At 64.6% G+C, this 25,904-nt stretch carries 24 protein-coding genes and 2 pseudogenes; 14 read left to right on the top strand and 12 right to left on the bottom strand.

Annotated features, from left to right (window positions below; translation table 11 throughout):
• Window positions 1-2 precede the first annotated feature (2 nt).
• Both KQ693_RS07795 and KQ693_RS07790 read left to right on the top strand, forming a co-directional pair.
• Window positions 3-1,733, top strand: a complete 1,731-nt coding sequence (locus tag KQ693_RS07795) for a ribonuclease J (RefSeq protein WP_267260841.1) — start codon at window positions 3-5, stop codon at window positions 1,731-1,733.
• 3 nt (window positions 1,734-1,736) lie between these two features.
• Window positions 1,737-2,198, top strand: coding sequence for a universal stress protein (locus tag KQ693_RS07790; RefSeq protein ID WP_267260840.1), 462 nt, complete (start codon window positions 1,737-1,739; stop codon window positions 2,196-2,198).
• Here KQ693_RS07790 and KQ693_RS07785 read toward each other — a convergent pair.
• The 3 genes from KQ693_RS07785 to KQ693_RS07775 are packed head-to-tail and all read right to left on the bottom strand — an operon-like array spanning window position 2,162 to window position 6,008.
• Window positions 2,162-3,127 carry a sodium:calcium antiporter gene (locus tag KQ693_RS07785; RefSeq protein WP_267260839.1) on the bottom strand — a complete coding sequence of 322 codons (966 nt, stop codon included), beginning with the start codon at window positions 3,125-3,127 and terminating at the stop codon, window positions 2,162-2,164. The genes KQ693_RS07790 and KQ693_RS07785 overlap by 37 nt on opposite strands.
• Complete coding sequence (locus KQ693_RS07780; protein WP_219758767.1) at window positions 3,124-3,573, bottom strand: CBS domain-containing protein; 450 nt, start codon at window positions 3,571-3,573, stop codon at window positions 3,124-3,126. The genes KQ693_RS07785 and KQ693_RS07780 overlap by 4 nt, the downstream gene beginning before the upstream one ends.
• A complete protein-coding gene (locus KQ693_RS07775) occupies window positions 3,570-6,008 on the bottom strand; it encodes a cation-translocating P-type ATPase (protein ID WP_267260838.1) in 2,439 nt (812 codons plus the stop codon). The genes KQ693_RS07780 and KQ693_RS07775 overlap by 4 nt, the downstream gene beginning before the upstream one ends.
• Window positions 6,009-6,076: 68 nt before the next feature.
• Here KQ693_RS07775 and KQ693_RS07770 point away from each other — a divergent pair, with 68 nt between their 5' ends.
• From KQ693_RS07770 to KQ693_RS07760, 3 genes and pseudogenes are all read left to right on the top strand, one after another.
• Window positions 6,077-6,643 carry a thioredoxin family protein gene (locus KQ693_RS07770; RefSeq protein WP_267260837.1) on the top strand — a complete coding sequence of 189 codons (567 nt, stop codon included), beginning with the start codon at window positions 6,077-6,079 and terminating at the stop codon, window positions 6,641-6,643.
• A 72-nt stretch (window positions 6,644-6,715) separates the two neighbouring features.
• Window positions 6,716-7,648 (top strand): NAD-dependent epimerase/dehydratase family protein, encoded by a 933-nt coding sequence (locus tag KQ693_RS07765; RefSeq protein ID WP_267260836.1) that lies wholly within the window; start codon window positions 6,716-6,718, stop codon window positions 7,646-7,648.
• A gap of 21 nt (window positions 7,649-7,669) precedes the next feature.
• Window positions 7,670-8,593 (top strand): annotated as a pseudogene (locus tag KQ693_RS07760) (SLAC1 family transporter); the annotation flags it as partial.
• Window positions 8,594-8,596: 3 nt separating this feature from the next.
• Here KQ693_RS07760 and KQ693_RS07755 read toward each other — a convergent pair.
• Window positions 8,597-10,045 carry a lyase family protein gene (locus KQ693_RS07755; protein ID WP_267260835.1) on the bottom strand — a complete coding sequence of 483 codons (1,449 nt, stop codon included), beginning with the start codon at window positions 10,043-10,045 and terminating at the stop codon, window positions 8,597-8,599.
• A 257-nt stretch (window positions 10,046-10,302) separates the two neighbouring features.
• On the opposite strand from KQ693_RS07755, the gene KQ693_RS07750 reads away from it, so the two are divergent.
• The 7 genes and pseudogenes from KQ693_RS07750 to KQ693_RS07725 all read left to right on the top strand — a co-directional run bounded on the left by KQ693_RS07750 (window position 10,303) and on the right by KQ693_RS07725 (window position 16,950).
• A complete protein-coding gene (locus tag KQ693_RS07750; RefSeq protein ID WP_267260834.1) occupies window positions 10,303-11,487 on the top strand; it encodes an ABC transporter substrate-binding protein in 1,185 nt (394 codons plus the stop codon).
• A 45-nt stretch (window positions 11,488-11,532) separates the two neighbouring features.
• A complete protein-coding gene (locus KQ693_RS07745) occupies window positions 11,533-12,408 on the top strand; it encodes a branched-chain amino acid ABC transporter permease (protein ID WP_267260833.1) in 876 nt (291 codons plus the stop codon).
• A 93-nt stretch (window positions 12,409-12,501) separates the two neighbouring features.
• Entirely contained in the window at window positions 12,502-13,281 is a 780-nt protein-coding gene (locus KQ693_RS07740) for an ABC transporter ATP-binding protein (RefSeq protein ID WP_054392365.1), read from the top strand.
• 77 nt (window positions 13,282-13,358) lie between these two features.
• A pseudogene (locus KQ693_RS12985) lies at window positions 13,359-13,739 on the top strand (ATP-binding cassette domain-containing protein); the annotation flags it as partial.
• A gap of 54 nt (window positions 13,740-13,793) precedes the next feature.
• Window positions 13,794-14,021 carry an ABC transporter ATP-binding protein C-terminal domain-containing protein gene (locus KQ693_RS12980; protein ID WP_416376376.1) on the top strand — a complete coding sequence of 76 codons (228 nt, stop codon included), beginning with the start codon at window positions 13,794-13,796 and terminating at the stop codon, window positions 14,019-14,021.
• A gap of 6 nt (window positions 14,022-14,027) precedes the next feature.
• A complete protein-coding gene (locus tag KQ693_RS07730) occupies window positions 14,028-15,881 on the top strand; it encodes an AMP-binding protein (protein ID WP_267260831.1) in 1,854 nt (617 codons plus the stop codon).
• 1 nt (window position 15,882) lies between these two features.
• Entirely contained in the window at window positions 15,883-16,950 is a 1,068-nt protein-coding gene (locus tag KQ693_RS07725; RefSeq protein WP_267260830.1) for a branched-chain amino acid ABC transporter permease, read from the top strand.
• On the opposite strand, the gene KQ693_RS07720 is transcribed toward KQ693_RS07725, so the two are convergent.
• Genes KQ693_RS07720 through coaE form a run of 4 tightly spaced genes read right to left on the bottom strand, consistent with a single transcriptional unit; the run spans window position 16,951 to window position 19,220 of the window.
• Window positions 16,951-17,493 carry a glycerol-3-phosphate acyltransferase gene (locus KQ693_RS07720; protein WP_038068900.1) on the bottom strand — a complete coding sequence of 181 codons (543 nt, stop codon included), beginning with the start codon at window positions 17,491-17,493 and terminating at the stop codon, window positions 16,951-16,953.
• A gap of 3 nt (window positions 17,494-17,496) precedes the next feature.
• On the bottom strand, window positions 17,497-17,907 hold the full coding sequence (locus KQ693_RS07715) for a SufE family protein (RefSeq protein ID WP_267260829.1): 411 nt from the start codon (window positions 17,905-17,907) through the stop codon (window positions 17,497-17,499).
• Between the two features lie 9 nt (window positions 17,908-17,916).
• The gene (locus tag KQ693_RS07710) at window positions 17,917-18,609 is read right to left on the bottom strand and encodes an SDR family oxidoreductase (RefSeq protein ID WP_267260828.1); all 693 of its coding nucleotides are present in this window, start codon (window positions 18,607-18,609) and stop codon (window positions 17,917-17,919) included.
• A 5-nt stretch (window positions 18,610-18,614) separates the two neighbouring features.
• Entirely contained in the window at window positions 18,615-19,220 is a 606-nt protein-coding gene (gene coaE / locus KQ693_RS07705; protein WP_267260827.1) for a dephospho-CoA kinase, read from the bottom strand.
• Here coaE and KQ693_RS07700 point away from each other — a divergent pair.
• Together KQ693_RS07700 and amrB are read left to right on the top strand one after the other, a co-directional pair.
• Window positions 19,200-20,495, top strand: a complete 1,296-nt coding sequence (locus tag KQ693_RS07700; protein ID WP_267260826.1) for an HD domain-containing protein — start codon at window positions 19,200-19,202, stop codon at window positions 20,493-20,495. The genes coaE and KQ693_RS07700 overlap by 21 nt on opposite strands.
• On the top strand, window positions 20,473-21,603 hold the full coding sequence (amrB, locus tag KQ693_RS07695; protein ID WP_267260825.1) for an AmmeMemoRadiSam system protein B: 1,131 nt from the start codon (window positions 20,473-20,475) through the stop codon (window positions 21,601-21,603). Before KQ693_RS07700 ends, amrB begins: the two co-directional genes overlap by 23 nt.
• 117 nt (window positions 21,604-21,720) lie before the next feature.
• Here amrB and rnr read toward each other — a convergent pair whose 3' ends face one another.
• Genes rnr through KQ693_RS07675 form a run of 4 tightly spaced genes read right to left on the bottom strand, consistent with a single transcriptional unit; the run spans window position 21,721 to window position 25,900 of the window.
• Complete coding sequence (rnr, locus tag KQ693_RS07690) at window positions 21,721-23,979, bottom strand: ribonuclease R (RefSeq protein ID WP_267260824.1); 2,259 nt, start codon at window positions 23,977-23,979, stop codon at window positions 21,721-21,723.
• Between the two features lies 1 nt (window position 23,980).
• Window positions 23,981-25,225, bottom strand: coding sequence for an aspartate aminotransferase family protein (locus KQ693_RS07685; protein WP_267260823.1), 1,245 nt, complete (start codon window positions 25,223-25,225; stop codon window positions 23,981-23,983).
• A gap of 10 nt (window positions 25,226-25,235) precedes the next feature.
• Entirely contained in the window at window positions 25,236-25,634 is a 399-nt protein-coding gene (locus tag KQ693_RS07680; RefSeq protein ID WP_038068889.1) for an acyl-CoA thioesterase, read from the bottom strand.
• The gene (locus tag KQ693_RS07675; protein WP_015716843.1) at window positions 25,613-25,900 is read right to left on the bottom strand and encodes a ribosome-binding factor A; all 288 of its coding nucleotides are present in this window, start codon (window positions 25,898-25,900) and stop codon (window positions 25,613-25,615) included. The genes KQ693_RS07680 and KQ693_RS07675 overlap by 22 nt, the downstream gene beginning before the upstream one ends.
• Window positions 25,901-25,904 lie beyond the last annotated feature (4 nt).

Raw genomic sequence — 25,904 nt, 5'->3', positions numbered from 1 at the left:
TTATGGAAAACCAGGAACGCAAGCCAAGGAAAAGACGGCGCAGAAGGCCATCGGACGCCGCTCCCCCAGGCCTTGGAGAGGGTAAGGACTACGTGGAGATCATTCCCCTAGGGGGGATGGGGGAGATCGGCAAGAACATCACCGTCTTCCGCTTCCGGGACGAGATTTTCGTGCTGGACGGGGGGCTTGCCTTCCCCGACGAGGCCATGCCCGGGGTGGACCTTCTCATCCCCCGGGTGGACTACCTCATCGAAAACCGGCACCTCATCAAGGCGTGGATCCTGACCCACGGGCACGAGGACCACATCGGGGGGCTTCCCTTCATCCTCCCCATGGTCTTCGGGAAGGAAAGCCAGGTGCCCATCTACGGGGCCAAGCTCACCCTGGGCCTCCTTAAGGGGAAGCTGGAGGAGTTCGGTTTGAGGCCGGGGAGCTTCAACCTCAAGGAGATCTCCCCCGACGACCGCATCAGCGTGGGGCGCTACTTCACCCTGGACCTCTTCCGCATGACCCACTCCATCCCCGATAACTCCGGTCTGGTCATCCGCACCCCCGTCGGCACCATCGTGCACACCGGGGACTTCAAGCTGGACGCCACCCCCATAGACGGTAAACTTTCCCACCTGGCCAAGGTGGCCCAGGCGGGGGCGGAAGGGGTCTTGCTCCTCATCGCCGATTCCACCAACTCCGAGCGCCCCGGCTACACCCCGAGCGAGATGGAGATCGCCAAGGAACTGGACCGGGTCATCGGCCGGGCCCCGGGCAGGGTCTTCGTCACCACCTTCGCCAGCCACATCCACCGCATCCAGGCGGTGATCTGGGCGGCGGAGAAGTACGGGCGCAAGGTGGCCATGGAGGGGCGGAGCATGGTGCGGTTCAGCCGCATCGCCATGGAGCTCGGCTACCTCAAGGTGAAGGACCGCCTCTACACCCTGGAGGAGGTCAAGGACCTCCCCGACCACCAGGTGCTGATCCTGGCCACGGGAAGCCAGGGGCAGCCCATGTCCGTCCTCCACCGCCTGGCCTTTGAAGGCCACGCCAAGATGGCCATCAAGCCCGGGGACACGGTGATCCTTTCCAGTAGCCCCATCCCCGGCAACGAGGAGGCGGTGAACCGGGTCATCAACCGGCTCTACGCCCTTGGGGCTTACGTCCTCTACCCCCCTACCTACAAGGTTCACGCCTCGGGGCACGCCTCCCAAGAGGAGCTCAAGCTCATCCTGAACCTCACCACCCCCCGTTTCTTCCTCCCCTGGCACGGGGAGGTGCGCCATCAGACCAACTTCAAGTGGCTGGCGGAGTCCATGAGCCGTCCCCCGGAGAAAACCCTTATCGGGGAGAACGGGGCCATTTACCGCCTAACCCGGGACACCTTTGAGAAGGTGGGCCAGGTGCCCTCCGGGGTCCTCTATGTGGACGGCCTGGGGGTCGGGGACATCACCGAGGAAATCCTGGCCGACCGCCAGCACATGGCCGAGGAGGGAATCGTGGTCATCACCGCCTTAGCGAGCCAGGACCCGGTGGTGGAGGTGGTGTCCCGGGGGTTTGTCAAGGCCGGGGAGCGGCTTTTGGGCGAGGTGAAGCGCATGGCCCTCGAGGCCCTGCAAAACGGGGTGCGGGAAAAGAAGACCCTGGAACGCATCCGGGACGACATCTACTTCCCGGTGAAAAAGTTCCTGAAGAAGGCCACGGGCCGGGATCCCATGATCCTTCCCGTGGTCATCGAGGGGTGAATCATGTACCGAAGCCTTCTTCTTCCCACAGACGGAAGCCCGGCCGCCGAAGCTGGGGTAAAGGAGGGGCTCCGCCTGGCCAAGGCCCTGGGGGCCCGGGTGGCCTTTCTCTACGTGCTGGAGCCCGTAGGGCCCAGGCTTTTCCTGGGCCCGGAAACCCTTCCCTACTACCAGGCCCTGGTGGAGGACATGCGGAAAGAGGGCATGGCCGCCTTGGACCGGGCCACCCGCATGGCGGAGGAGCTCGGGGTGGGATTTGAGGCCCATCTCCTCGAGGGGCGGGCGGCGGAGGTCATCCTTAAGGAGGCGGGAAAGCACGATCTTTTGGTGATGGCCACCCACGGACGGACGGGGTTGGATGCCGTGCTTTTGGGTAGCGTGACCCAGGAGGTGGTCCGCAGAAGCTCCAAACCGGTCCTGGTAGTCCCCTACCGCACCAGCGGAAGCGAAGCCGCCAGCAAGTAAAGGGCCACGATGGCCCAGGAATCGTAGGCCAGGACCCATAGCTTTCTCAGGCTCTGGTACATGAGCCCGGTGAGCACCGTCCCTGCCATACCCAAAAGCACCAGGACGCTGAGCAGATGGCTTCCCCCCACCTGGATCAGCAGGAGGCCAGGGGCTAGAACATCCGCATAGGAGAGCAGAAAGGTGTTAAACATCACGCTCCCCAGCACGTTGCCCAAGGCCAAGTCCACCGCCCCCAGGCGGGCAGCCGCCAGGGTCACCGTGGCCTCAGGCAAGGTGGTGACCAACCCCACCAGGAAGGTGCCCACCCAGGCCTGGCCCAGCCCTGTTTCCCGGGCCAGGGCCTCGGCCAAATCCGGAAGCAAAACCGCCGCCCCCACCAAAACCCCCGCCCCCAGGAGGTAGCGCCCCAAGGCTGTTCTCAAAGGGATATGGGCGTAGGCCTCCTCCTCGAGGACCTCATCGTGGGGGAAACGCCTGGCGTAGCGAAAGGAAAGCCACAGGGCGAAAAGATACAGGGGAAAAAGCCCCAGGGCAAACCATCCGACTCGTTCCAGGCTCCGCTCTGCCAAAAGGCCAAGCCCCGCCACCGCTAAAAGGAGGACCACGAGTCCCAGGCTCAAGGCATGTCCCTGGCTGGCCCGGGCGGTGAGGGGACGGGGATGGACGGCATCCAGCACCGTGAGCAGAAGAAAGTTGACCATGCTGGCCCCAAGGAGGTTCCCCACGGCGATATCGGGGAGGCCCTGAAGGGCAGCGCTGGTGACGTTGAAGAGTTCGGGGAGGCTGGTGGTGATACCCACCAGGAAAAGCCCCATAAAGGTGCGGCCGAGTCCGGTCTTTTCCAATAGCACCTCCCCGTAAAAGGCCACCTGCCGCCCAGCCAGGAGGATGACCAAGGCCACCGCCAAGAAGGCCAGCCAGGTCATAGCTGGGACTGGAGTAGGCGGAGCAGGTCAAACCGGGTGATGATGCCCAGGGGCTTACCCTCCCCATCCACCACGGGAACGTGGTTGATGTCGTAGGCCAGCATGAGCTCCAAGACGCGGGGAAGCGGTTCCTCCGGCCCCACGGCGTGCACGGGGCTGCTCATGATCTCCTCTACCCGGGTACTCCTAGCCTCCGCCAGAATTGCTTCCAAGCCATCGGAACCCAAGAAGCGACCTAGGAGCATGGGCGCCCGAAAGGTGGAAAAGGGCACACCCCGTTCCTTGAGGAAATCGCTTTCCGTCACAATGCCCATCAAGCGGCCCTCTTTGTCCACCACCAGCACGCTCCCGATTCCTTTTCCCAACATCAGCCGGGCCACCTCCGCCAGGGAGGTATCCGGAAGCACACTCACCACTGGGCTGGTCATGGCGTCCTTGGCCTTCATCTCTTAACCTCCTTCCGCCATACTAACCGGTCTATTCCTTCAGCCATGAGCCAGGCAAGGAGAGCCATACCCAAGGCCAGTCCCCAGATCCATGCGGGCACCGGAACAGCTTCCAAGACTCCCGGGGCCAGGGTGCCCAGCAGGAGCTGAATGGCGATGCCCAAAGCCACAGCCCCGTGCAAATACGGGTTGGGCAGGGGCATCAGGTGGGTGTGCCGAGCAGCGTAAGCGAAGAAGAGCTGGCCCAGGGTCATGAAGTGGAAGGTGGCGGTACGCGCCACCTCGGTGGCACTTAAAGCGGCTTGGATCCGTCCCCATCCCGGCAGAAGGGCCAAGAGCAACAAGGCAAAGGCGGCCTTGATGGTTCCCGTGAGGAGGATGAACCGCAATGAGGGGGCGTCCAAAAGGGGGCTGTCCTTGGGCCTGGGCGGCCGCTCCAATACCCCGGGATTACGGTCCAGGGCCAAGGCAAGGGCGGGAAGGCCATCGGTCACCAGGTTGATCCAGAGAATCTGCACCGCGGTGAGGGGAAGAAGCAGGTGCCCAGCCTCGTCCCTGAGGTTGAGGAGGGCGGCAAACACCATACCCAAGGCCACCACCAAGACCTCAGAGAGGTTGGTGGAGAAGAGGAAGCGGATGAACTTCTGGATGTTCTCGTAGATGCTCCGCCCCTCTTCAATGGCCGCCACGATGGTGGCGAAGTTATCATCCATGAGAACCAGGTCCGCCACCTCCCGGGAGACATCCGAGCCCCGTTGGCCCATGGCCACCCCCACGTCCGCCCGCTTGAGGGCCGGGGCATCGTTCACCCCGTCCCCGGTCATGGCCACCACCTCGCCCACTTTTTGGAATGCCTCAACGATGCGCAGCTTGTCCTCGGGCTTAACCCGGGCGATGACATCCACCTCCAGAAGCTCCTCGTCGGAAAGCTCCCTGATCTCCTCCCCGGTGGCCACCACCTCGGCAGGAATGCCCACCTTACGGGCGATAGCCAAGGCAGTGGCCGGGTGATCCCCCGTGACCATCACCACCCTAACCCCCGCCTTCAAAACCTGGGCCACCGCCTCCGGCACCTCCGGGCGGGGAGGATCCAGGAGGAGGACGAAGCCCAAAAAACCTAGCTCCTCTTCCCGCTCCCCCTCGCCATGGGCTAGGGCTAGGACCCGGAAGCCCTCCTCTGCATAGGCCTCTGCCTGTTCCAAAAGGGAAGTTTTGTCAGCTGGGCTTAGGGCAAGGCGGGGGATAAGGGCCTCGGGAGCCCCTTTGAGGAAGCTTCCCTCGGGTGTGGTGACCCGCATGTACTTCCAGGCACTGTCAAAGGGCCTTTCAGAGAGCCTGGGGTGTTCCTGGCGCACTTGCTTCACGTCCAGGTGCCGGGCCGCATAGCGCAAAAGACCGAGCTCCAAGGGGTCCCCTGCGCCGGTTTCCAGGTCCGCATCGTTGCAGAGGACCATGGCGAGAAGGGCCCTTTGGGGGTCCGGCCCCACCACCTTTTGCACCTCCATGCGGTTTTCCGTGAGGGTACCCGTCTTGTCGGTGGCGATAACGGTAACGCTCCCCAAGGCCTCCACCGCCGAAAGGCGCCGAACCACCGCCTTGCGGCGGGCCATGCGCTCCACCCCCAGGGCCAAGGCCAGGGTGAGCACGGCAGGAAGCCCCTCGGGCACCGCCGCCACCGCCAGGGCCACGGCGAAGAGAAGGACCTGGGCGGAAAAGCCCTCCGCCAGAAAACCCAATACCACTAGGGCTGCGGCAAGCCCCATCACCCAGCGGGCCACCCTATGGCCAAAGGCCTCGAGGCGCCGCTCCAGGGGAGTCTTCTCCTCCCGGATCCCCACCAAGAGCCCGGCGATGCGGCCCATGGCGCTCCTTAGGCCGGTACGGCTTACCTCCATTAGGGCCCTTCCCCGCACCAACAGGGTGCCGGAAAAGACCTCGTCCCCTACGCTCTTCTCCACCGGAACGCTTTCCCCGGTGAGGAGGCTTTCGTCCACCAAGACCCCGCTGGCCTCCAGGAGGACGCCATCTGCCGGTATGCGGTCCCCCGCCTCTAGGCGCACCACATCCCCCGGTACGATCTCCCGGCTGGGGAGGTGCTGGAAGCGACCATCTCGGAGGACCCAGGCCATGGGCTCTGCCAGGGCTTTAAGACGCCTAAGGGCCTCCTCGGAGCGCTTCTCCTGCAGGGTACCCAGGGTAGCGTTGAGGATCAGGATGGCCAGAATGGCCAAGGCCTCCAAGGGAAGCCCATGGGCTCCCTCATAGAACCAAAGGCCCAGGTCCGCCGCCAAGGCAAAGAGGAGGATGTAGATGAGAGGGCTTTGAAACTGGCGTAGGAACCGTTGCCAAAGGGGTTCAGAGGGTTTTTCCGGAAGGGCGTTGGGGCCGTATTCTACGAAGCGTTTTTGCGCCTCCTGTGAGGTAAGCCCCCGCATGGGGGCATGATACCTGGAGCGCCGGGGACTTATTGTCCCCCGCCTGGGCCCTGCGGTAAGATGGCGCCATGCTGCAGTACCCGGAGCTACCCCTAGGAAGCCCTTTAATCGACGCCGAGCTTCCCGACCCACGGGGAGGACGGTACCGGCTTTCCCAGTTCCAGGAACCCCTCTTGGCCGCGATCTTTATGTGCAACCACTGCCCCTACGTGAAGGGCTCCATCCAGGAGATCGTGAGCCTGGCGGAGAAGTACCGGGGCCGGGTGGCCTTCGTGGGCATCAACGCCAACGATTACGAACGCTACCCCGACGACGCCCCGGAGAAGATGGTGGAGTTCGCCAAGGAGCACGGCATCTTCTTCCCCTACCTCCTGGATGAGAGCCAGGAGGTGGCCAAGGCCTACAAGGCCTTGCGCACCCCCGAGGTCTTCCTTTTCGACGAAAGGCGCCTCCTCCGCTACCACGGCCGGGTAAACGATAACCCCAAGTTCCCCGAACAGGTCCAGACCCACGACCTCGAGGCCGCCATCGAGGCCCTGCTCAGGGGAGAGGAGCCACCCCTTAAGGAGGCTCCCGCCATCGGCTGCACCATCAAGTGGCGGCCTGGAAACGAGCCCGAGGTCAAAATCGGCTAATCCTTAGACTAGGGCCTTATAGGATGGAGGCGGTTTACCCCGCCCCGCTCGGGGCGGATAGGGAGGATGTGCATGCGCGTATTGGTAACGGGCGGAGCGGGTTTCATCGGTAGCCATATTGCGGAAAGCCTGGTGCGCGAGGGTGTGGAGGTGGCGGTCTTGGACAACCTCTCCACGGGCAGACGGGAAAACGTCCCCAAAGGCATCTACTTCTACAAGGTGGACCTCAGGGACAAGGAAAGCCTGGAAAGAGTCTTTAGGGAGTTCCGCCCCACCCACGTTTCCCACCAGGCGGCCCAGGCCTCGGTGAAGGTAAGCGTGGATAACCCCACCCTGGACTTCGAGGTGAACCTCCTGGGCGGCTTGAACCTCCTCGAGGCCATGCGAAAGTGGGGGGCGGAGAAAATGGTCTTCGCTTCCACCGGGGGAGCCATCTACGGGGAGGTTCCCGAAGGGGAACGGGCCGAGGAAACCTGGCCCCCCAAACCCAAAAGCCCCTACGCCGCCAGCAAGGCCTCCTTTGAGCACTACCTCTCCGCTTACGGGCAAAACTACGGGCTCAAGTGGGTCTCCCTGCGCTACGGCAACGTGTACGGCCCCCGGCAGGACCCCCACGGGGAGGCCGGGGTGGTGGCCATTTTCTCGGAAAGGATCCTCACGGGAGAACCGGTCACCCTTTACGCCAGAAGGACCCCCGGGGATGAGGGCTGCGTGCGGGACTACATCTATGTGGCCGACGTGGTGCGGGCCCACAACCTGGCCCTAAAGGGTCTGGAGGGAATCTACAACGTGGGAACGGGGGAGGGGCACACCACCCAGGAGGTCCTCCTGGCGGTGGCCGAGGCCGCCGGTCGGAGTCCGCAGGTCAACCCAGCCCCCCCGCGTCCCGGTGATCTGGAAAGAAGCGTGCTCTCTCCCTTGAAGCTCATGGCCCACGGCTGGCGGCCCGAGGTGGGTTTCCAGGAGGGCATCCGACTCACCGTGGAATACTTCCGCACCCGTTGACATACCCCCCACCCCTATCTGATGATGGGGGGTATGAGCGTTCGTTTCTTTCATCCCGCCTGGTTCGCCATGGTCATGGGGGGAAGCGGGGTGGCCCTTGTTCTCCACCGCTTTGGCCTCGAGGCCCTGGCCCTGGTGAATTACGGTGTGGTGGCCCTTCTCTTCCTCGCAAGCCTGGGTATATTCCTGGCGAAGCTTTTCGGCCACCGGGACCGGGTCTGGGAAGAGCTCCATCATCCCCTTCTTTCCCAGCTTTACGCTACCTTCCCCCTGGCCTTCTTGCTCTTCAGCCTGGCCACCCACGAGGTTTTGGGGCAAGGGAAGCTCGCTCTGGTCCTCTTCGCCGTGGGCTCACCCCTGGTCCTCCTCCTGAGCCTCCTTCTCAGCTATTTGATCTTCACCCGCATGCGCCTTCCCTTCGAGGCCGCCAACGGCACCTGGTTCATCCCCCCAGTGTCCGCCATCGTGGTGCCCCTGGCGGGAGGCCCCCTCCTGCCCCTTATGGGCCCTTGGGCCAAGGAGGCGTTCTACTGGATGCTCATGTTCCTGGGGCTTGGCCTCATCCTCTTCCTGTGGGTGGGGGCCAACCTCCTGGCCCGACTCTACGCCCATGAACGCCCGGCCCCCGAGCTGGTCCCCAGCTTTTTCATCGGCTTGGCCCCGGTGGGGGTGGGTATCCTCGCTCCCCTCTCCCTCCTTAAGGGCGCCAAGGCCCTGGGCTTGTTCCCAGGAAGCCTCGAGGGCCTATACCTGTTCGGGATCGCCCTTTGGGGCCTGGGTGGGTGGTGGTTTGTCCTGGCCATGGCCCTTTTTCTGGAAAACCTTCTCCTCCATCGGGTGCGGTTAGGGTTCCAGCCCGGGCTATGGGCCTTCGTCTTCCCCATGGCGGCCTTCACCCTGGCCACCAGGGCCCTGGCCGAGGGCCTGTACAGCCTACTCCTGCACCTCCTAGCCCAGGGGCTCTTCCTGGTCCTCCTGGCCTTCTACCTGCCCCTGCTGATCCGTAGCCTTCTCGCCTTCCTCCGTCTGGAAACCCTCAGGCCCTTTGGCCAACAGGCGCCTGGCCAGGCGCACCCGAGCCCTCAGGGCCGCTAAGGCCTTCCGGTCTTCCTTAAGCCGCTTCCTGGCCCGGGCCATCGCCTCCGCCCGGGCCTTGGGCCCCACACCCCCCAGGACCTCCCGGCGGGCGAAAAAGCCCTCGAGGCTCATCCAGGCGATGAGTTCCTCCCGTTCCACCCCCAAGAGCTCGGGCCGAACCCCCGGCAAAGCCCCCTGTACCCGCCGGTACGCCTCGGCAAGGGGTACCCCCTTGCGCACCAAAAGGTCCACCGCCTCCGAGGCCAGGACCTCCGGGGAGAGCTCCTCCAGGAGAAGAGCTGGCTCAAAGTGGCTTTCCTCGAGGGCCACCCGGGTAAGCTCCAACGCCGCCTCGGCGCTTTCCATCAGGGCCGTCAAAGGCTCCAGTACCCCCGTGGAGTGGTCGTTCAAGTCGGTGAAGGGGGTATTGTGGTTCAAGGAAGCCAGCGTACCCATTCCGCCCACCAGCTGGCCCGCATAGATGCGGGCGTGCTCCAGCACCACGGGATTTCGCTTCTGCGGCATGAAGCTGGAACCCTGGGCCAACCCCTCCCCTACCACGAAGGCCCCCCGCTCCGCCAGGGCCAGCAGGTCGGTGAGGAAGCGGGAGAGGCTGGTACCCAGTCCCGCCAGGGCCGAGGCCAGTTCCAGGGCATAATCCCCCGAGGCCACGGCATCCAAGGTGTTCTCCACCGGTCCGGCAAAACCCAAAAGGGCGGCGAGCCGCCGCCGGTCCACAGGATAGGGGTTCCCCGCCAGGGCACTGGCCCCCAAAGGGCAGCGATCCAGAGTGTCCAAAGCCTGTTGCAAACGGCGGTAGTCCCTCTCCAAAAGCGCCCCCACCCCGAGGAGGTAATGGTCCAAGGTGGAGGGCTGGGCGGGCCGATGGTGGGTGCGAAGGACCAGGGGTACCCCGGCGTGGGCCCCGGCAACCTGGAGTACCGCCCCCCGTAGGCGAAGAAAATCCCCCAGCAAAGCCAACACCCGGTCCCTCAGGTAAGCGCGAAAGGCCGTGAGGTCCAGGTCGTTTCGGGATAGCCCCCGGCGTATGGCCCCCGCCACCTCCTCCCCCCAGTGCTCGGCAAGTTGGGAGTAAATGGAGAAGAAGACATCCTCCACCTCCCCCGTAAAGCTGGGCAAAGGAAGGGTACGGAGTTCCTGCAAAGCCGTCACCGCCGTATCGGCTCGAGGAAGGCCCAGGTGGGCAAGCTCCATGGCATAGGCGGTGAGGGCATCAAAGAAATGGGGCACAAGGGCCTCACGGGCAAACCGGTAATGGCGGCCCAAGACAAAGCGGCGGTAAACAGCATGCCAGCGCATGATCCCATCCTAGGACCTAGCGGCCTTTCACCCCCTAAGGAGGCCACCGCCCCCTTAAGGCACCCCCTCCCTTGACGGGAAGCCTCAGGGCTGTAAAATGCTACCAACCGACCGGTTGGCAGGGAACGGCACCGGCATCCCTAAGGTGGAGCAGGCTGCTTTTCCAGCCGTTTAGCTATGGGCAAGGTTCCGGGACTTGCCGAAGGAAGGTGGTCATGGTATCTTTGCACCGAGCACAACCGGAAAGGAGGCGCAACATGAAGCGCAGGGAGTTTTTGAGGAAGCTGGGTGTGGGTACGTTGACGGCCCTGGGCATGCCGTACATCGCTATCGCCCAGGCCAGGCCGGTGAAGCTGGCCGCTCTTCTGCCCTTGACGGGGCCCTTCGCCTTTGCCGGCAACGCAGGCCGGGAGGGGTTCGTGGACGGGGTAGACTACGTCAACGAGGTCCAAGGAGGCATAGGGGGCCGCAAGCTGGAGCTCATCATAGAGGACACGGGGTACGACGTGGCCAAGGGGACCGCCGCCTTCAACCGTGTGATATCCCGGGAGCGTCCTGACGAGCTCCTCTTTGTGTACGGGGACTCCACCGGACTTTCCAAGGCCTTGGCGCCGGAAGTCGCCCGCATGGGCCTTCCCTACTCCGCCACCAGCTTCTCCAGCGAACTGGCGGACCCCAAGACCTACCCCACCATCTTCGTCTTCGGTCCCACCTACAGCGACATGATGGAGGCCCTTCTCAGGCAAATCCGCCTGCAAAAGGGTCGGGCTAAGATCGCCTTGGTCTACTCCAACACCGAGTTCGGGCGCGACCCTATCCCCTACGCCAAGGAAAGGGCCAAGGCCCTCGGCATGGAGGTGGTCCACGAGGAGGTGACGCCCCCGGCCTTTACCGACGCCACCCCCGTGGTCCTGAACCTCCGCCGGGCCAACCCCGACTTCGTGATCCTTCAGGGCTATGCCCTTTCCGCCGAACCCCTGATCCTCCGCACCGCACGGGAGCAGGGCCTAAGGGCCCAGTTCATGGGCACCTACTACTCGGCAGAGCTAGCCCTTATCCAGCGGGCAGGCCCTGCTGCCGAAGGCTTCGCCGTCACCTACCACAACGCCTACTGGTACGACACCCTGGTGCCTGCGGTGGACGAGATGCGGAAATTCCGCCAGAAGAAGGGCCGGGACATCTCCTACCGTCCCACCTACTACATGGGCAGCCTGGCGGTGGTCCTGGCTGTGGCCGAAGCCATGCGCCGGGCGGCGGGAGCAGGCAAGCTCACCCGGGCCGGGGTGGTGGAGTATCTGGAGAAGCTAGGGGACTATAACGGCCTGGGCCTGCAGCGGAGCTACCAGTTTGTGAACCACCGCCTTCCCTACACCAAGCTCTATCGGGCTAGCGTGAAGGACGGCCGTTTCAACGCCATCACCGACTGGATCAAGCTGGCTTAGCCCCGACCTAGCCACCCATGATCCCGGGGGCTTTCCAACACGCCCATGTCTGACCTTCTACCCTATCTGATCGGCGGCCTAGGTAACGGAGCCCTCTACGGCCTTCTAGCCCTGGGCTTCGTCCTGGTCTACCGGGCCACCAGCGTGGTGAACTTCGCCATTGGCGAGTTCCTGCTGGTGGGGGCTTACCTCACCTACACCTTCGCCCTTTTCCTGCCCCTTCCCCTGGCCATGCTGGCCGCCCTACCCGTGGCCTTTCTCTTCGGCCTCCTGGTCGAGCGGGGCTTCGTGCGGCCCCTCTTGGGGCGGAACGTGGTGGCGGTGATCATGGCCACCATCGGGTTGGCCGCAGCCCTAGACGGCGGGGTCCAGCTGGTCTGGGGGCCGGATCTCAAGTACCTAAGCGGGGAACTCCCCCAGCTCGGCTTCCAGTTGGGGGAGGTGTTCGTACCCTCCAGGGCCCTATGGAACCTACTCCTGGCCTTGCCTCTGGGCCTCTTCCTCCTCTGGCTCCTTAGGAGGAGCCGGTACGGGATCCTGGTACGGGCCATTTCCGAAAGGGAGGTGGCCGCCTTGGCCTTGGGGATCCCCACGGCCCGGATCCTGGCCGGAGTCTGGGGGGTCTCGGCCCTCCTGGCCACCCTGGCGGGAGCCCTTTTGGCGGTGGCCAGCGGGGTAGGCCCCAACCTGGTCTTCCTGGGCCTCAAGGTCTTCCCCGTGGCCATCCTGGGCGGGTTGGACTCGGTGGGTGGGGCCCTTTTGGCAGGCTTTATTTTGGGGATCCTCGAGGCCCTTTCCCAACGCTACCTGGAACCCATCCTCCCCGGCTTCACCGAGGCCTTGCCCTTCGTGGTGGTACTCCTGGTGCTTCTGGTGCGCCCCTATGGCCTACTGGGTGAGCGGCAGATTGAGCGGGTGTGATACCCCGTTACCCTGGCTTTGCCAGGAAGGAGGCCCCGATAGAGACCTCCTCCAAGCCTCATGGCCGAGCGAAAAGATATAGAGGGAAATGGCATGGTCCTATCCGTAGAAAACCTCAAGGTGGTCTACCGGGGGGTGATCCTGGCCCTGGACGGGGTGTCCCTGGAGGTAAGGGAGGGGGAAGCCGTGGCCCTCCTCGGACCCAACGGAGCCGGCAAGAGCTCCTTGGTGCGGGCGGTGGCCGGCCTCCTTCCCAAGTTTGAGGGAAGGGTGCTGGATGGGCACGTACGCCTGTTCGGCCAGGAGGCCACCCATCTGGATCCCGTGCGCATCACGGGTCTGGGGCTCACCGCAGTCCTCGAGGGGCGTCCCCTCTTCCGCTATCTGACCCCCGTGGAGAACCTGGTAGCCGCCGGCCACCGCCTCTCTCCCCGGGAGCTCAAGGAGGGCATGGAAGAGGTCTTCGCCCGTTTTCCCCGGCTCTACGAAAGGCGCCACGAGCAGGCCGGCTATCTTTCCGGGGGCGAACAGCAGATGCTCCTCCTGGGCATGGCCCTCCTCACCCGCCCCAAGCTGCTGGTGGTGGACGAGCCTTCCCTGGGCCTAGCCCCCAAGCTGGTGGAAGAGGTGATGCGCACCCTAAACGCCTTGAGGAGGGAGAAAGGCCTAAGCCTCCTCTTGGTGGAGCAGAACGCCCGGGCAGCCCTGGCCATCGTGGATCGGGTTTACGTGCTGGAAAGGGGCCGGGTGGTGTTTGAAGGCGATGCCAAAACCGCCCAGGAGGACCAGGACGTGATGGAGTTCTACCTGGGCAAGGAGGAAGTGGGCTTCCGCCAGGCCAAGCGCTACCGAAGGAGGAAGCGGTGGGTGTGATCCTCGAGGCCAAGAACCTCCACCTCTCCTTCAAAGGGGTAAAGGCCCTAACGGGAGTGGAGTTTAGCGTTGCCGAAGGCGAGTTCTTTGCGGTAATCGGACCCAACGGGGCTGGAAAAACCACGCTTCTCAACGTACTTTCCGGGGTGTATGAGCCCGATAAGGGCGAGGTGATCTTCCTGGGCCAAAGCCTCAGGGGGAAAAGCCCCCAGGAGAGGTCCCGCATGGGTTTGGGGCGTACCTTCCAGGGCCTGGAGATCTTCCGGGGCATGAGCGTTTTGGACAACGTGAAGCTGGGAGCCGAGCTGGCCCTTCCCTCCTATCCTCTCGCCCTACCCCGGGCCGAACGGGAATGGCGGCTCAGGGCCTGGGCCGAGGAGGTTCTGGACTACCTCCACCTCTCCCCCTTCCGCCACGCCCCCGCCGGGATGCTTCCCTACGGCCTGCAGAAGCGGGTGGAGGTGGCCCGGGCCCTGGCCAGCCGGCCCAAGCTCCTCCTCCTGGATGAGCCCATGGCCGGGCTTTCCCTGGAGGAAAAGCAAGACCTCGCCCGCTTCCTCCTGGACGCCCGGGAGGAATGGGGGGTAACCCTCCTCTGGGTGGAACACGACCTGAGGGCGGTCTTGGAGCTCTCCGATAGGGTCCTGGTCCTCTCCTACGGGGAGGTTCTCTACCATGGCCCCCCGCAAGGGGTGCGCCAGGATCCCAAGGTGGCAGAAGCCTACCTGGGGCAGGTTTGAGGCACTATGGAAGGAACGCTTCTTGCTTACCTGTACCACCACGCCAAGGAAAGGCCCCACGCCCCCGCTTTACGGGTGAAGCGGCTTGGGGTCTGGCAGAAAACCTCCTGGAAGGAGCTTTTGGAGCGTACCCTTAGCCTCGCAGGGGGGCTTTGGGCCTTGGGCCTTCGGGAAGGGGAGGTCCTGGCCATCCTGGGGCATAACGCTCCTGAGTGGGTGGAGGCCGAGCTGGCCGCCCAAACCTTAGGAGCCCTTCCCATGGGCATCTACGCGGACGCCATGCCCGAGGAGGTGGGCTACTTCCTGGAGTTCACCGGGGCCAAGGGCATCGTGGTTTCCGACGAGGAGCAGCTGGACAAGGTCTATCCCCACCTGCACCTGGTGGACTTCGTCCTGGTCTGGGAGGAAGCAGGAATGTCCCGCCACTTCCAGGGCAAGGTGCTCCGGTTTAGCCAGGCCTTCGGGGATCCCAAGGTGGGGGAAGAGGCTCTGAAAAAGCGCCGCCCCGAGGACACCGCCCTCCTCGCCCCCACCTCCGGCACCACGGGAAGGAGCAAGCTGGCCATGCTTTCTCACCAGAACCTTCTCGCTGGCCACTTTGCCGTGGGCCAAGCCCTGGGGTTCCAGAAGGGAGCCTGGGTCTTCAGCTATCTACCCCTTCCCTGGATCGGGGAGCAGATGCTCACCGTGGTGCAGGGCTTGGTGGAGGGCTCCACCGTGCACTTTCCCGAGGACCCCACCACCTTAAGGGAGGACCTTAAGGAGGTCCAGCCCGACTTTTTCCTGGCCCCTCCGAGGCTTTGGGAGGATATGGCCAGCCTCATCCAAAGCCGCATGGCGGACGCCGACCTCCTTAAGACTTTCTTTTACCGGGTGGGGATGGGAGCTCTCCTGGAGGGGGCGAGGCGGGAGTTCCGGGGGGAGAGGGTGGGCCTTTGGCTCAACCTCAAGCGGGCCCTCTTCTATCCCCTGATCGCCAGGCCCCTCAGGGCCAGGCTGGGCCTTGCCGCCTGCCGCATCGCCGTCACCGGAGGAGCCCCCTTGGGCCCAGAGGTGTTCACCTTCTTCCGCGCCTTAGGCCTGGACATCCGCCAGGTCTACGGCCAGTCGGAAACCGCCGCCGCCACCACCGCCCACGCCACCGGGGATGCCCCTCCGGAAACCGTGGGCCCCCCTCTCCCCCGTACGGAGGTACGCATCAGCGAGGAAGGAGAGATCCTGGTGAAAGGGCCCCAGGTCTTCCAGGGTTATTTCCGCCAGGAAAAGGCCACCGCGGAAACCTTCACCGAGGAAGGCTTCTTCCGCACCGGGGATGCGGGCTTCTTTGACGAGCGGGGGCATCTGGTGATCCTGGGCCGGGTTAAGGAGGTGGGTGCCCTTGCGGATGGGACCCGCTTTGCCCCACAGTTTCTGGAAAACCGCCTGAAATACTCCCCCTATATCCGCGAGGCCGTGGTGCTGGGGCACGGAAGACCCTTTGTCACCGCCCTCATCGAGCTGGATCCGGAAAACGTGCAGAACTGGGCCAGGAAACGGGGCATCCCGTTTACCACTTATCTGTCCCTCACGGAAAGGCCCGAGGTCAAGGCCTTGATTGCCGAGGAAATCCGCATGGTGAACAAAACCCTCCCCGACAAGCTGAAGATCCAGCGCTTCGCCATCCTCCCCAAGGAGCTCCACCCCGACGACGAGGAGATCACCCGCACCCGCAAGGTCCGGCGCCAGGTGGTGGAGGCCCGCTACGGCCCGGTGATCCAGGCCCTCTACGGGGACGGGGGACGGGTGGAGGTGGTGCTCCCCATCCGCTACCTCGAGGGGGAAGGGAGGCTCGAGGCCACCTTGGAAGTGCAGGAGGTCTAGGATGTACCGCCTTGCCAAACAGCTTACCGACGCCTTTAGCCGCTGCTTTGCCCGTTCGGTGCGGGAAACCTACCGGCAGGATGAAGCCTATGCCAGCACACCCCTGGGGCGTTTGGCCCTGGGGGTTTTCCTGGTTCTCCTCCTTCTTCTTCCCCTCCTCCTTCCCCCCTATCCCATGTACGTGACCACCCTGGTGGCCATCGGGGCCTTAAGCGCCTTGGGGCTCCACCTCCTGGTGGGGGGTGCGGGGCAGATCTCCTTGGGCCACGCCGCCTTCATGGGGGTGGGAGCGTACGCTGCAAGCCACCTTTATGGCCCCTTGGCTCCTGTGGGCATCCTCCTCGGAGGAGGCATTGCCGCCCTTTTGGGTCTCGTGCTGGGCCTTCCCTCCTTGCGTATCAAGGGGGTGTATCTGGCCATCGCCACCCTGGCCTTCCAGTTCCTAGCGGATTACGTCTTCAAAAACTGGGAAGCGGTCACGGGGGGCATACGGGGGCGTACCTTGCCCCCTGCCGAGCTATGCGGCTTCGTCCTGGACACCCCTGGGAGGCTCTGGTACCTGGTGCTCGTGTTCGCCCTACCCCTGTTCTTCTACGGCAAGCGCCTCCTCATGACCCGGGCGGGCCGCGCCTTCATGGCCGTGCGGGATAACGACCTCTCCGCCCGGGTGGCGGGGGTAGACCTGGTACGGGTAAAGCTCTTGGCCTTCGCCCTCTCCGCCTTCTACGCCGGGGTGGCCGGGGGGCTTCTGGCCCAGCTCTACAAGGCGGTAACCCCCGAGTACTTCCCCCTCACGGTGAGCATCCAGTACCTGGCCATGGTCATCGTGGGCGGGGCAGGCACGGTGCTGGGGGCGGTTTTGGGAGCCTTCTTCGTCCTCCTCATCCCCGAGGTCTTAAACAGCCTGGTGGGATCCCTTGGCCCCCAGTACGCCGCCACCCTGGCCGCCTGGCGCAACGTGGTCTTCGGCCTCCTCATCCTGGCCTTTCTGATCCTGGAACCTCTCGGATTGGTGGGCCTTTGGGGAAGGATCCGCAACTACTTCCGCACCTGGCCCCTCCCCTACTGACTAGCGGTGCCAGTCCTTGAGGTGGCGTAAGGCCACGGGCAGGCCAAGCCCCAACCCGAAAAGGAGGTAAGCGGGAGCGGGGTGCAGGACGCTGGCTAGGAAGGGCTGGGCCAAGGCCACGGCCAGGGCCACCCGGTAGGGCTTTCGGAAAAGGGCGAAGAGGGTAGCGAAAAGCAGGAGGGAAAGGAAGAGAAGCCGGGGATCCACGGCAAAGAGCACCCCAGCCCCCACGGCCAAGCCCTTTCCCCCCTTGAAGAGGAGCCAGGGGGAAAAGGCATGCCCCCACACCGCCCCCACGCCCCCGGCAAGGCCACCCAGAGGGCTTCCCCCCACTCCCTCCCCCAGGGCCACCGCCAGGATTCCCTTGAAGAGGTCCAGGAGGAGAACCATGAAACCCGGCACCGGCCCCAGCACCCGGTAGGCGTTCAAGGCCCCGGGGTTGCCCGATCCCTCCTGAAGGAGGTTCCTTCCCCGAAGGGCTCCAAACCAGTAGGCGATGGGCAAGCTTCCCAGGAAGTACCCAAGGAGAAGGGCTACGAACATGGGCTAGGAAAGAACCCTTTCCACCTGGCCTTGGAGCCGCAAGAGAGCCGCCTCGAGGCCCCTTAGCCGTAAGGGGGTGAGGAGTTCCTCTAGCCCCGCTCCCCGGTAGAAGGTGGGGGGCACGGAAAGCACCGCCTCAGGGGGCTCCCCCTCGAGGCCCTCCTTCAGAAGACCCGCAAAGGCCTTCACCGTGGGGGCTTCATCGGGGACGAAGAAGTAAAGCCTAACCCTTCCCCCCTCCACCTCCGCCCTCAGGAAGAAGGGGGTCTGGCATTCATGAACCCGTTCCAGCTCCACCCCAGGAGGCGGGGTGGGCACCTTTTTTGCGTATTCCAGAAGCACCTGGGCCTTGAGCTCCTTGGGCATGGCCCGAATCAGATCCAGGGCTTCCTGAAGCTTCTTGGGCAAGGCCATGGCCTTAGCTTAGCCCACCTTGGGGGCAGTGTGGGTGGGACGGAGCTCTATCTCGCTCACCATAGCCCTTTCCGGCATCTCCGCCGCGAAAAGCACCGCCTGGGCCACATCAAGAGGGGAAAGCTTCCAGGAGGCTCCCGGGGTATTGCCGGCAAAGCCCGTGTCCACCGAGCCTGGCAGGATATTCACCACCCGCACGCCGGCCTCCCGGAGCTCCAGCATGGCCGCCCCCATGAGGCCCAAAAGCCCGAACTTGCTGGCGTTATAGGCAGCCCCGCCCTTGAAGGCATTCTTGCCCGCCAGGCTGACGATGTTCACCACCACCCCCCTCGAGGCCAAGAGGGCTGGCAAAGCTGCCTTGAGGCCCAAAAAGGGCCCCACCAGGTTCACCTCCAAAACCTGGCGGAACTCCTCCTCGCTGAGCTCGGCCACGGGCTTCATCACGCCAATCCCGGCGTTGTTGACCAGGAGGTCCAGCTGGCCGTAAGCCTCCAAGAGGCCCGCCACCGCCTTCTGCCAGTCCGCAAAGGAGCGCACATCCCCGGGCAAGGCCATGGCCCCTTCCCCCAGCTCCGAGGCCAAGGCCTTAAGCCTCCCTTCATCCCGGGCAAAAAGCCCCACCCTGTACCCTTTAGCGTGGAGAAGCCGGGCGATGGCCTCCCCAATCCCCCGGCTCGCCCCCGATACCAAGGCCACCCGCATGCCCTTTAGCTTAGCCCAAAACGCTCCTGGATCCGGGCCAGGATCTCCCTCAACCCCTCCTCCAGCTCCTTAAGCCCTCCTTGGTTCTCCAAAACCCAGGTGGCCCGTTTCCTCTTCTCCTCCTCGGGCATCTGGGCCCTTTCCCGGGCCAGGACCTCCTCCGGCGAAAGCCCGGAGCGCGCCACCACCCGCCTCACCCGTTCCTCCACAGGAGCCGCCACCAAAAGGGTTCCATCCAGACGGGCCTCCCACCCCTTCTCAAAAAGCAGGGGGATTTCCAGGAAGATCAAGGGGGCTTTGATGCGGGCCAGCTCCTCGGCCAAAAGCCTCCGCACCTCGGGGTGGAGGAGGTCCTCGAGGGCCTTAAGCCTTTCCGGGTCGGAAAAGACCAGCTGGGCCAGCGCCCTGCGGTCCAGCTCCCCGCCCGCAAAGGCCTCCGGGAAAAGCCGTTTAAGCTCCGCCTTCTTGTTCTCCCTGGCCCGTGCCGCCAGCTCATCCAGGTCCAAGACCGGGTAGCCCCAGGACCTTAGGAGAGCGGCGACCGTGCTCTTGCCGCTTCCGATGTTCCCGGTGATGCCGATAATGATGGGGTGCTTCGCCCGATCGCCCATAGGGACTTCCCCTTTTATACCCCCAAGGGGGCCATCCCCGTAGGGGGTGCCCTAAGGGACCTCCTTCTCGGGAGGAGGCCGCAGGACCTGGACTTCGTGGCGGAGGACCCAAGGAAGGCGGCACAGGATGCCCAAAGCCACCTAGGGGGCACCCTGTTCCCCTTGGACGAGGAGCGGGACCAGTACCGCCTGGTCACAGGTGGCCTCGTCCTGGACTTCTCCCCCTTGGAGGGGAGCTTGGAGGAAGACCTCCTCAAGCGGGACTTCCGCCTTAACGCTCTTTTCTGGAGGCAAAACCGCATCCTCGGCATCCGTGGAGCGGACGAGGATCTGAACAGGAGGGTGCTGGTTCCCGTACGGGAGGCCAATCTTTACGAGGACCATCTCCGAAGCCTCCGCGCGGTGCGCCTGGCCGCCAGCCTGGGCCTTGGCCTGCCCGGGGAAACCCGAGACGCCCTTTCCCGCCATGCCCGCTTCCTCCAGGCCCACCCCGAGGCCCTTCCTGCCCGGGAACGGGTGAAGGAGGAACTGAGCCGGCTCCTCCTCTCCCCAAGGGCGGCCTGGGGCCTTCACCTGCTGGAGCGCACGGGCCTTTTGGACGTCTACCTTCCCGAGCTCCGTCTCCTGGTGGGTCTTAAGCAGGGGGGCGTCCACCATCTGGATGGCTGGCAGCACACCCTCTCCGTGCTTTTCCACCTGGCCTGGCTTTGGCCCGAGGCCCCCTTGGAGGCCCGGCTGGCCGCCCTTTACCATGACGTGGGCAAGCCCCTGACCCGTCGCTTTGACCCGGAAGCGGGCCGCTTCCGCTTCCTCGGCCATGCGGAGGTAGGGGCCGAGGTGACGGGGGCTTCCCTGGAATGGCTACGGTTTCCAAAGGAAACGGTGGAGAGGGCCAAGGCCCTGGTGCGGCGGCACATGGACCGCCCTCCCGAGGGAAAACCGGCCCTTCGCCGCTTCTACTTCCGCCGCCACGACCACCTTCCCGCCCTTCCCTACCTCATGGCAGCGGACCGCCTGGGCACGAAAGGTGTGGAGAAGGAAGCCTGGGAGGTATTGGAGGCCTACCGGGAAGCCCTCTCCGAGCCCCTCCCCGAACGCCCCCTTCTTTCCGGGGAGGAGGTGATGGCCCTTCTGGACCTCAAGCCCGGTCCCCAGGTGGGAAGAGCACTGGAGGCCCTCCTTCTGGCCCAGGCGGAGGGAAGGGTGCGCACCCGGGAAGAGGCCAGGGCCTTTCTCCTATATTGGAAGGGCGATGGAACGAATACGCCTGCGTGAACCCCAGATCACCCCGGTGGAAGGGGGCTTTCTCCTCAGCGACCCCTACGGGATCTTCCCCAAGCCCGTGGCCCTCACGGAAGGGGGGCTTTTTCTCGTTTCCCTGATGGAGGGAAAAACCCTGGAAGAAGTCCAGGAGGAGGTCTTCAAGGCCCATGGGGTCCTGGTGCCCAGGCAGGAGCTGGAGGACTTGCTCAAGGCCCTGGAGGAGGCGGGGCTTGTGCTTACGGAAACGGTGGAAAGGCGCCTAAGGGAGGAGGAGGAAAGCCTAAGGAAAGAGCGCCCCATGCGCCTGGCAGGGCTTTCCTACCCCCAAGGGGAAAGGGAGGCCCGGGCCTTCCTCGAGGCCTTCCGGGCCAGCTTCCCGGGGCCAAGGCCTCAAGGGGGCCCCTCCATTCTCCTGCTTCCCCACCTGGAGCCGAGCCGGGTGCCCGAGGCCTACGGAGCCGCCCTGGCCGCCTTGGAAGGAACCCCAGAGCCGGAGCGGATCTACCTGGTGGGGGTGGCCCACCGGCCCCTCAAGGAGAAGGCCGCCGGCCTTCCCGTTCCCTTCCAGACCCCCTTTGGCCCTGCGGAGCCCGACCTTGCGGCCCTGCAGGCCCTGGACGCCCTCCTGCCTTACGAGCTTTTCAACACCCCCCTGGCCTTCCGGGAGGAACACAGCCTGGAGCTACCCCTTTTCTTCCTCAAGGGAACCTTCCCCCGGGCCAGGGTCCTTCCCCTCCTGGTCGCCCGGCGAAGCCCCGAGCTGGGGGAAGCCCTGAAGATGGTCCTCAAGGACCACCCCGGCCTTGTGGTCCTAGCGGTGGACCTCTCCCACGTGGGGCCCCGCTTTGGCGACAAGCCCTTCTCCCGCCCCCTGGCGGAGGAGGCCAGGAGACGGGACCTAGGCCTTCTGGAAAGGCTTGCCCAGGGAGAGCCGGAAGCCGCCCTGGCCTTTTTGGGAGGGAATCCCACCCGCGTGGACGCCGTGGAGGTGGTGGCGAGCCTGAGCCCCCTCCTCTCTGGCCGGAAGGGCCAGGTCCTGGCCTACCGCCTGGACCTCGAGGCCCCCACCCTCTCCGCCGTGGGGGCCGGCACCCTGGTTTTCCCCACTCCTCTCGGCTAAACCCCAGGCGATGGCATGCCCTTTCTCGCTATATCATGCCCATAGGGGTTCCAGGAGAAGGCCTGGGCAAGGGAGTTACCGGGGCCCCCACCCTGGCCTCGTCAGGGTGGGATGGCATCAGCGGCGCCTACGCCGCCTCTTGGCCCTGGTTTCCACCGGGCGGTGCATCCCGGCCTTTTCCTCCCTGGGAGCCCACTCACCGAAGTAAACGGTGTTCACCGTGGCCCGCTCGGGCCGGCTGTCGCGGCTTTTATCCGTAGGCGGTCCTACCACCTTGCGCATCTCCTCCTCCTTTGCCTTTCCCTTCTTCACCAGGGTTTTTTCCCTGGAAGCTTCCTTCTTTTCCTCCCCCCGGTAAGGCAGGAGGTCGATCTGCCGGAGCCTCGGGTTGGCGGCGGCGATCACCACCTCCATCTCGTCCCCCAGGCGGATCCTCTTGTCCTTGGGACCCAGAAGGGCCAGGGCCTCCTCGCTGTAGGTGTAAGGGCCCAGGGCCTCGAGGCGCACCAAGCCCTCCACCCCGTTTTTCAGGGTGACGAAGGCGCCAAAGCTGGCCACCCCGGTCACCTTGCCCACGAACCGCTCCCCTAGGTGAAGCTCCGCCCACTTGGCCATGTAGTACTTGGTGAGTTCCCGCTCCGCTGCCTCCGCCTTCCTTTCCATCTCCGAGGCGTGCTCGGCGATGGCGGGAAAGGTTTCCTGCCAGCGGGCCTTCTTGGCTGGGGTAAGGCTCCGCCGAAGGATGGCCTTAAGCACCCGATGCACCACCAGGTCCGGATAGCGGCGGATGGGGCTCGTGAAGTGCAGGTAGTGCTCCATGGCCAGCCCGAAATGCCCGAGGTTCTCCGCAGCGTACCGAGCCAAACGCAACGAGCGCAGGACCAGGTTGGCCACCACGGGCTCCTCCGGCCGGCCCTTGGCCTCGAGGAGAACCCGTTGCAGGGCCTTGGAGGAAAGCTTCTCCGGCAGGGTATACCCCAGCCGGGCCAAAGCCGTGCGGAGCTTCCCGTAGGCTTCCTCCAAGGGCTCCTCGTGTACCCGAAAGAGCCCGGGAAGCCCCTTGTTCACCAGGTGCTCGGCCACCATCCGGTTGGCCAGGAGCATGAGTTCCTCGATGAGGCTTCTCGCCTTGGGCTCCTCCTGGGGGATGAGGTGGAGGGTGCCGTCTTCCACCTCCACCTTCACCTCGGGGAAGGAAAAGTCCAGGGACCCCGCCTCGAGGCGCTTTTGCCTGAGCCTTTGCGTAAGGTCCAGGAGGAGGTTTAGATCCTCGGCCAAGAAGGCGTGCTCCTCAGGCAGGCCAAAGCCCTCGGCGAAGGCCTCCACCTCCGTGTAGGTCATCCGGGCCACACTCCGGATAACCCCCTCGGCAAAGCGCACCCGCTTCACCTCGAGGTCCTCATCCAGCTCCACCAGGACGGAGAGGACCAGCCGGTCCTCGTGAGGCTTCAGGGAGCACACCCCGTTGGAAAGCCTCTCGGGGAGCATGGGCAGAACCCGCCCCGGCAGGTAGACGCTGGTCCCCCTTAGAAAGGCCTCCTGGTCCAGGGCGCTACCCTCTTTGACGTAGTGGGAAACGTCGGCGATGTGCACCCCGATGCGATACCCTTTGGGAAGGCGCTCCACGTGGATGGCGTCGTCAAAGTCCTTGGCGTCCACCCCGTCGATGGTGAAGACCCGAAGGCCCCGGAAGTCTTGCCGCCCTTTCAGCTCCGCCTCGGGGATCTCCAGGGGAATGGCCTCCGCTTCCTTCAGCACCTCCTCCGGAAACTCGGCCCTTAGGCCGTACTTGGCGATCACCGCCTCGGTTTCCGTCTCCGGGGCGTCCCCCTCCCCCAGGTATTCCAAAAACTCCCCGTAAGGGCGCCGGTCGTAGTGCACCTTCACCACGATCCGGCTTCCCCGCTTGAGGCCGTGGAGTCCTTCGGGAAGAAGCCTGAGCTCGGGCAGACCCGGCTCATCCGGTAAGAGGACCGCATACCCCTTGCGGAAATCCAGGGTACCCACCACCCGTTCCCGGGCCCGCTTGAGAATCCGCTCCACCACCCCCCAGGGCTTCCCGTCCCGGCCAGGAGGCATGATGCGGGCCTCCACCAGATCCTCGGGCCAGGCATCCTGGGTGTAGCCGGGCGGGATGAAGAGGTCCTTTTCGGAAAGGCGCACGAAGCCATACCCATCCCGGTGGAGGCTGATGGGTCCCTGCACCCGGGCGGGGAGGAAGTACTGGCTTCCCTTCTTCTCCAGCAACCCTTCCCGCACCAGGGCCTTAAGGTAGGCCTTGGCCTCTCGCTTTTCCAACCCAAAGCGCCTGAGAATCTCCTCCAGGCGGTGGGGCCTGCCGGTCTTTTTGAAAAACTCCAGTAAGGTTTCCCGCATTCTAACCCAAGAGGCCTTCCAGGGCCTTCTCCGTAGCCTTAAGGCTTTCCGAGAAGGCCGAAAGGGCCTCGTCCACGTGCTCTTTGCCAATGATGAGGGGAGGCTCGAGGCGCACCACCTTGGGGTTGTTGAGCCCGAAGGCGGTGATCACCCCCCTTTCCGCCAGCTCCGCCACCACCAAGGCGCCGATGTCGGCATCGGTGAACTCCACGCCCAGCATCAGGCCTCGGCCCCGCACGTCCTCTATAAGGTGAGGATACTGGGCCTTAAGCTCCTTGAGCCCCGCCATCAGGTAGCTCCCCATCTCCAGGGCCCTTTGCGGCAGGTTCTCCTCCAGGGTGACCTCGATGGCTGCCAAGGCCGCCGCCGCCGCCAGGGGGTTACCGCCAAAGGTGGAGGAGTGGAAGAGGGGGTTTTGCTTGAAGATCTCAAAGACCTCCCTCCGGCCCACGCAGGCCCCGATGGGCATCACCCCGCCCCCCAAGGCCTTGGCCAGGGTCATGAGGTCGGGGGCCACCTCCTCCCAGTCCACCCCAAAGAGCTTCCCCGTGCGCCCGAGGCCGGTCTGCACTTCATCGGCGATCATGAGGACGCCCTTTTCCCGGGTAAGCTCCCGCACCCCCTTCAGGTAGCCGTCCGGGGGCACCCGGATTCCCCCTTCCCCTTGGATGGGCTCCACGATCACCGCGGCGGTTTCCTCATCTATGGCTGCTTCCAGGGCCTCGAGGTCCCCATAGGGCACCGCCTTCACCCCGGGAAGAAGGGGCTTGGCCGGATCCTGATACTCGGGCTTGGGGGTAAGGGAAAGGGCCCCCATGGTCTTGCCGTGGAATCCCCCCTGGGTGGTGACGATGCCCGGCTTCCCCGTATAAGCCCGGGCCAGCTTGATGGCCGCCTCCACCGCCTCCGCCCCGGAGTTGCCAAAGAAGACCATTTCCAGGCCTTCGGGCGTTATCTCCGCCAGCCTGGCCGCAAGCCTCGCCGTGGGCTCGGAAATCAGGACCCGCACGGACATGGGCATGCGCTCAAGCTGGGCCTTGACGGCCTCCACCACTTTGGGGTGGCGGTGGCCCAGGTTCAGGGTGCCGTAGAGGCCCAAAAAGTCCAGGTAGCGCTTGCCCGTGGTGTCCCAGACGTAGGGACCTTCGGCATGGGACTCGATCCGGTCCAGACCGGTGAAACGAAGCAACCCTGCCAAGCCGGGATTGATGTGCCGCTCAAAAAGCGTAAAGGGGTCGTGGCTCATGCCCACAATGCTACCCTAAGTGTAGCACACTCAAGGCTTGGTAGATGTCTTCCGGAATGCGGCCAGCCTTCTCCCCCACCTGGCATAGATGCCGGGTAAAGCCCTCCGCCAAGAGCGTCCCCTCCCGCTCCACCCGGTAGCGAAAGAGAAGATCCCGCCGGGAAAGGTGGGCCAGGCGGGTTCGCACCAGGACCTCCTCCCCAAAGCGGGCCGGGGCACGGAAGGTCAGGCCCAGTTCCACCACGGGGAAGAACACCCCCCGGGCCTCCACCTGGTGGTAGGGCAGGCCTGCCTTCTCCAAAAACTCCACCCGGGCCGCCTCCAGGTACACCGCATAGACGGAGTGGTGGACCACCCCCATCTGGTCGGTTTCCGCATAACGCACCTTTATGCGGGTCTCGCTCTCCACGGCACGAACTCCAGACGAGGCAGGTGGCGTAAGCGCACCCTACGGGCGATCTCGGAAAGGAGCCTTCTCTCCGCGTGGCTTAAGGCCAGAAGGGCTTTCTCCTCGTCGCTGAAGGCCTCCACGTACACCGTGAGCACCCGGCCATCGGGGGAAAGTCGCACCGCCTCCACGGTAAGGAGGAAAAGCCTAGGGTCTTCCAGGCCACCAATGGCCTCAGCCAGCGCCCGCTTAAGGCGCTCCTCGAGGTGGGCCCTTCCGTAGCTCACCACC

Source organism: Thermus brevis (assembly GCF_026427635.1).
In the GTDB taxonomy this organism is placed as follows: Bacteria; Deinococcota; Deinococci; order Deinococcales; family Thermaceae; genus Thermus; species Thermus antranikianii.
This window is presented reverse-complemented; position numbering and strand designations above follow the sequence as displayed.

Bases quoted from the DNA above. Each gene is read 5' to 3' on its own strand.
- amrB (WP_267260825.1), top strand. From the start codon at position 20,473: ATGGAACGAATACGCCTGCGTGAACCCCAGATCACCCCGGTGGAAGGG.
- KQ693_RS07770 (WP_267260837.1), top strand. From the start codon at position 6,077: ATGCTGCAGTACCCGGAGCTACCCCTAGGAAGCCCTTTAATCGACGCC.
- KQ693_RS07780 (WP_219758767.1), bottom strand. From the start codon at position 3,573: ATGAAGGCCAAGGACGCCATGACCAGCCCAGTGGTGAGTGTGCTTCCG.
- KQ693_RS07720 (WP_038068900.1), bottom strand. From the start codon at position 17,493: ATGTTCGTAGCCCTTCTCCTTGGGTACTTCCTGGGAAGCTTGCCCATC.
- KQ693_RS07750 (WP_267260834.1), top strand. From the start codon at position 10,303: ATGAAGCGCAGGGAGTTTTTGAGGAAGCTGGGTGTGGGTACGTTGACG.
- rnr (WP_267260824.1), bottom strand. From the start codon at position 23,979: ATGCGGGAAACCTTACTGGAGTTTTTCAAAAAGACCGGCAGGCCCCAC.
- KQ693_RS07765 (WP_267260836.1), top strand. From the start codon at position 6,716: ATGCGCGTATTGGTAACGGGCGGAGCGGGTTTCATCGGTAGCCATATT.
- KQ693_RS07685 (WP_267260823.1), bottom strand. From the start codon at position 25,225: ATGAGCCACGACCCCTTTACGCTTTTTGAGCGGCACATCAATCCCGGC.
- KQ693_RS07795 (WP_267260841.1), top strand. From the start codon at position 3: ATGGAAAACCAGGAACGCAAGCCAAGGAAAAGACGGCGCAGAAGGCCA.
- KQ693_RS07745 (WP_267260833.1), top strand. From the start codon at position 11,533: ATGTCTGACCTTCTACCCTATCTGATCGGCGGCCTAGGTAACGGAGCC.
- KQ693_RS07715 (WP_267260829.1), bottom strand. From the start codon at position 17,907: ATGGCCTTGCCCAAGAAGCTTCAGGAAGCCCTGGATCTGATTCGGGCC.
- KQ693_RS07785 (WP_267260839.1), bottom strand. From the start codon at position 3,127: ATGACCTGGCTGGCCTTCTTGGCGGTGGCCTTGGTCATCCTCCTGGCT.
- KQ693_RS07740 (WP_054392365.1), top strand. From the start codon at position 12,502: ATGGTCCTATCCGTAGAAAACCTCAAGGTGGTCTACCGGGGGGTGATC.
- KQ693_RS07725 (WP_267260830.1), top strand. From the start codon at position 15,883: ATGTACCGCCTTGCCAAACAGCTTACCGACGCCTTTAGCCGCTGCTTT.
- KQ693_RS12980 (WP_416376376.1), top strand. From the start codon at position 13,794: ATGGCCGGGCTTTCCCTGGAGGAAAAGCAAGACCTCGCCCGCTTCCTC.
- KQ693_RS07710 (WP_267260828.1), bottom strand. From the start codon at position 18,609: ATGCGGGTGGCCTTGGTATCGGGGGCGAGCCGGGGGATTGGGGAGGCC.
- KQ693_RS07775 (WP_267260838.1), bottom strand. From the start codon at position 6,008: ATGCGGGGGCTTACCTCACAGGAGGCGCAAAAACGCTTCGTAGAATAC.
- KQ693_RS07755 (WP_267260835.1), bottom strand. From the start codon at position 10,045: ATGCGCTGGCATGCTGTTTACCGCCGCTTTGTCTTGGGCCGCCATTAC.
- coaE (WP_267260827.1), bottom strand. From the start codon at position 19,220: ATGGGCGATCGGGCGAAGCACCCCATCATTATCGGCATCACCGGGAAC.
- KQ693_RS07790 (WP_267260840.1), top strand. From the start codon at position 1,737: ATGTACCGAAGCCTTCTTCTTCCCACAGACGGAAGCCCGGCCGCCGAA.
- KQ693_RS07730 (WP_267260831.1), top strand. From the start codon at position 14,028: ATGGAAGGAACGCTTCTTGCTTACCTGTACCACCACGCCAAGGAAAGG.